This window comes from Pseudomonas sp. BP01, from assembly GCF_022760795.1.
Lineage (GTDB): Bacteria > Pseudomonadota > Gammaproteobacteria > Pseudomonadales > Pseudomonadaceae > Aquipseudomonas > Aquipseudomonas putida_Q.
In genome coordinates, this window is record NZ_JAFBKA010000093.1 from 1 (window position 1) to 399 (window position 399).

Below are 399 nucleotides of genomic sequence, written 5' to 3' on the forward strand. Positions count from 1 at the left end.
TTTTATCGCCTTATTTCAATGCGTTACTGGCCTAAGCGCTCAAGCACCTGGCGGATGATGCGTTCCACGTTCTGCTCGTTGATCTCGCCTTCCGCTTCGACGGCGGCGACAGCAAAACGGTTATCTGCCCCTGCGCTGCCGGTGGTCGCGACGGGGGTCGCGGCGCCAGGAGAGGTGAAGCGCACGTCGTCGAGAATGCTGCGTTGCGGGTTAGCTGCCGGCGTGATGATGGTCGGCTGCGGTTCAGGGCGGCTGCCCGGCGCGCGCAGTTCATCGATGGAACGTACGCCGTAGCCGACCCGGCGGATGTTGAGCAGGTTCATCGGGCCGACGTTATCGGAGCTGGAACCGCCGCCAACGGCGCCGCAGCCGAGCGTCAGCGCCGGCGTGATATTGGTG

At 64.4% G+C, this 399-nt stretch carries 1 pseudogene; it reads right to left on the reverse strand.

Annotated features, from left to right (window positions below):
• Positions 1–23 precede the first annotated feature (23 nt).
• Positions 24–399: pseudogene (locus tag JOY50_RS28625) on the reverse strand (hypothetical protein); the annotation flags it as partial.